Here is a 3,163-nt window from a genome sequence, read left to right as displayed (position 1 = left end):
CGATCTGGACGGCGCTGTCGCTGCTGGTCCACCTCGCCCAGCTGCTCCAGGCGCTGGCCACCCCGCGCGAGCGGGTGGTCTCCTGGCTGTCGCGTTGATCCGCGCCGGCCTCATCTGGAACCAGCACAGCCACCGCAACCGCGGCTCGGGCGGCCCTGCGCCGCTGCCCGAGGACGTCATCGACATCGTGCCCGAGCAGCCCAGCCACCTGATGGCGGGCCTGAAGCGACTGGCCGGCGACGGCGTGGAGCTCGTGGTCATCGACGGCGGCGACGGCACGATCCGCGAAGTCCTGACCCGCCTGCCCGAAGCCTATGGCGGCAAGCTGCCCCGGCTGGCGGTCCTGCCGAACGGCAAGACCAATGCGCTCGCCCTCGACATCGAGACGCCCCTCGGGACCACGCTGGAGGACATCCTGGCCTCAGTGGAGGCCGGCAAGCCCACGAAGCGCCGCCAGTGCCTCGAGATCGTGCGCGGGGACTGCGAGGCTCCCGAGCGGCGCGGCTTCCTGTTCGGCATGGGCGCCTTCGTGCGCGCCACCAAGCTGGCGCAGAAGGCCCATGGCAAAGGCTTCTTCGACAACGCCGCGGTCGGGGTGACGATGGTGGGCGCCCTGGCGCGCACTGTGCTCGGCGGGGCCGGCGACCGCTGGCGGCGAGGCGAGCCGGCCATGCTCTCGTACATGGGGCCGGAGGCGACCCGCCGCTTCCTGGTGATGGCTTCGACGCTCAAGCGCTTCCCGATGGGCTTCAAGCCCTATGGCGAGCCGCGGGAAGGGCTGAAGGTGCTGACTGTGGATGCTCCGCCGCGGCGGCTGCTGACGGCGCTTCCGCGCATCATCCGCGGCGACGACACGCCGTGGCTGGCCGAGCACGGCTATCGGCGCGACGACCTCGCGTCCTTCGGGATCGCCTGGGAGGGCGACTTCGTGCTGGACGGCGAGCCGTACAAGGGCGGCGACCTCACGATCCGCCAGGGGCCGTCGCTCGAGTTCGTGATCCCGTGAGCGCGCTCTCGGCCCTGATCGAGGCCGAACTGGCGAGCCCGGCGCCGCCGGCGGTGGTGGAACTGGCGCAGGCCCTGGCCGATCCGGAGCGGGACGCGGCGGTCCTCTACTACGGGTCCACGCTCAGGACCGGCGACCTCTCCGGCATCCTGGACTTCTATCGGCTCACCCGGCGGCCGCACCGCCGCGGCGTCCACGGGCTGGTCGAGCGGCTGCTCTGGCCCGAGGTGAGCTACCACGAGGTCGAGACTTCGGCGGGCCGGCTGCGGGCCAAGGTGGCGACCTTGCCGCTGGCGACCTTCCACAAGGCCGCCGCGGGCCGGACGCTGGACACCACCATCTGGGCCCGCTTCGTGCAGCCGACGCAGCTGGTGTGGAGCGCGGACGCGGACGCTGCGGCGGAAGCGGCCCGCGCTGTCGAAGAGGCGGTGGTCACGGCCTGTCGCTATGCCGCCGCCCTGGGACCGGAGAGCGGTCCGGCGGAGGCGTACTGGCTCGCCCTGTTCCGCAAGACCTATGCGGCCGAGTTCCGCATGGAGACGACGAACCGCGCCGACACGGTCATCGCGGCCGGAGCCGAGCGCTACGCCGCGGTCCTGCCCGCGGCCTGGGCGGCCGGCGGCGTGGCGTTCGAGCGGGCCGTCGAGGGGCTGCGGCCGGCGAAGCGCGGCCTGCCGGGCTGGACGCTGCCGAACCTGATGGGCAAGCCGCTGAACGTCGCGCGGATCCTGAAGGCGGCCTTCACCTTCGACGGGGCGGCCCGCTACGCGGCCTACAAGGTCGAGCGGCACACGGGGATCGAGATCGCGGTCACGCCCTTCCGCGAGCGGCATCCGTTCCTGGCGGCGCCCGGCGCGTGGCTCGAGCTGCAAAAACGCCGCCGCGAGATGGCCCGCGCCGGCGCCTTGAAAGGAAAGTAGCGGTCCGCTCCTTACGCCGAGGCGCGGCGCGTACGCTTGAGCAGGCCGTACTCGAGGCCGAGGCGCTCGAAGATGTCCAGCACCGCGTCGATCTGCTCGGGCGTGTGGGCCGCGCTGACGCTGGAGCGCAGCAGCGACTTGTTCTCGGGCGTGGCCGGCGGGATCGCCAGGTTCAGGTAGACGCCGTTGGCGAGCAGGGCGTTCCACATCATCACCGCGGTGGCCTGGTCGGGCATCACGACGGCGGTGATCGGGCTGGCGTGCGGGCCGACCGCATAGCCCATGTCGCGCAGGCCGTCGTAGAGGCGGTCGGCGTTGGCGGCCAGGCGGACGCGCAGGTCCTTGTCGGTCTCCAGGCGCTCGAGCGCCTTCAGGGTCGAGGCGATCACGGCCGGCGGCAGCGAGGCGGTGAACATGTAGGGCCGGCTGACGATGCGCAGCAGGTCGAAATTGTCCTCGTTGGAGACCAGGAAGCCGCCCACGGCCCCCAGGCTCTTGGAGAAGGTGCCGACGATGAAGTCGACGTCGTCCTCGACGCCGGCGGCCTCGGCCAGGCCGCGGCCCTTCTCGCCCAGGACGCCCATGGAGTGGGCTTCGTCCACCAGCAGGTAGGCGCCCATTTCCTTCTTGATCGCCACCATCTCCTTGAGCGGGGCGACGTCGCCGATCATCGAGTAGATGCCCTCGACGACGATCAGGCTGCCCTTGGCGTCGGCGCCCATGCGGCGCAGGCGCTTGGCGAGGTCTTCCGGGTCGTTGTGGCGGAAGCGGATGACCTCGGCGCCCGAGAGCTTGGCCGCGTCATAGATCGAGGCGTGGCTGTCGGCGTCGAGGATCAGGTGGTCGCCGCGGCCCACGAGGCCGGAGATGCCGCCCAGGTTCGCCTGGTAGCCGGTCGTGAAGACCATGGCGTGCTTGCGGCCGTAGAACTTGGCCAGCGCCGTCTCCAGCGCGGTGTGGCCGGCAAAGGTGCCGTTGGCGAAGCGCGAGCCCGTGGTGCCCGTGCCCCACTGGCGCACGGCGTCGGCCGAGGCTTCGATACAGGCCGGATCGAAGGTCAGGCCCAGGTAGTTGTTCGTGCCCAGCAGGATGACCTGCTTGCCGTCCAGCATGCCTTCGGTCGGCGACAGGACCGCATCGAATCGAACGGCGGAGGGATCGGCGCCCGCAGCGCGGATACCGTCCAACGGGGCGCGATAGCCCAGGTGCTTGTCGAGCAGCCCCATCCTTAAGCCTT

The 3,163-nt window shown here is 71.3% G+C and carries 3 protein-coding genes; 2 read left to right on the top strand and 1 reads right to left on the bottom strand.

The window, feature by feature from the left end; all coding sequences use genetic code 11:
- The first annotated feature begins 94 nt into the window (after positions 1-94).
- Complete coding sequence (locus VGD44_RS25250) at positions 95-1,006, top strand: diacylglycerol/lipid kinase family protein (protein ID WP_331091328.1); 912 nt, start codon at positions 95-97, stop codon at positions 1,004-1,006.
- The gene (locus tag VGD44_RS25245; RefSeq protein ID WP_331091326.1) at positions 1,003-1,926 is read left to right on the top strand and encodes a hypothetical protein; all 924 of its coding nucleotides are present in this window, start codon (positions 1,003-1,005) and stop codon (positions 1,924-1,926) included. Before VGD44_RS25250 ends, VGD44_RS25245 begins: the two co-directional genes overlap by 4 nt.
- 11 nt (positions 1,927-1,937) lie before the next feature.
- Here VGD44_RS25245 and spt read toward each other — a convergent pair whose 3' ends face one another.
- The gene (gene spt / locus VGD44_RS25240; RefSeq protein ID WP_331091330.1) at positions 1,938-3,152 is read right to left on the bottom strand and encodes a serine palmitoyltransferase; all 1,215 of its coding nucleotides are present in this window, start codon (positions 3,150-3,152) and stop codon (positions 1,938-1,940) included.
- Positions 3,153-3,163 lie beyond the last annotated feature (11 nt).

Origin of the sequence: Phenylobacterium sp. (genome assembly GCF_036402295.1) — a bacterium.
GTDB lineage: Bacteria > Pseudomonadota > Alphaproteobacteria > Caulobacterales > Caulobacteraceae > Phenylobacterium.
The sequence above is the reverse complement of the archived record's forward strand: the minus strand, read 5'-3'. Positions and strand labels throughout refer to the sequence as shown.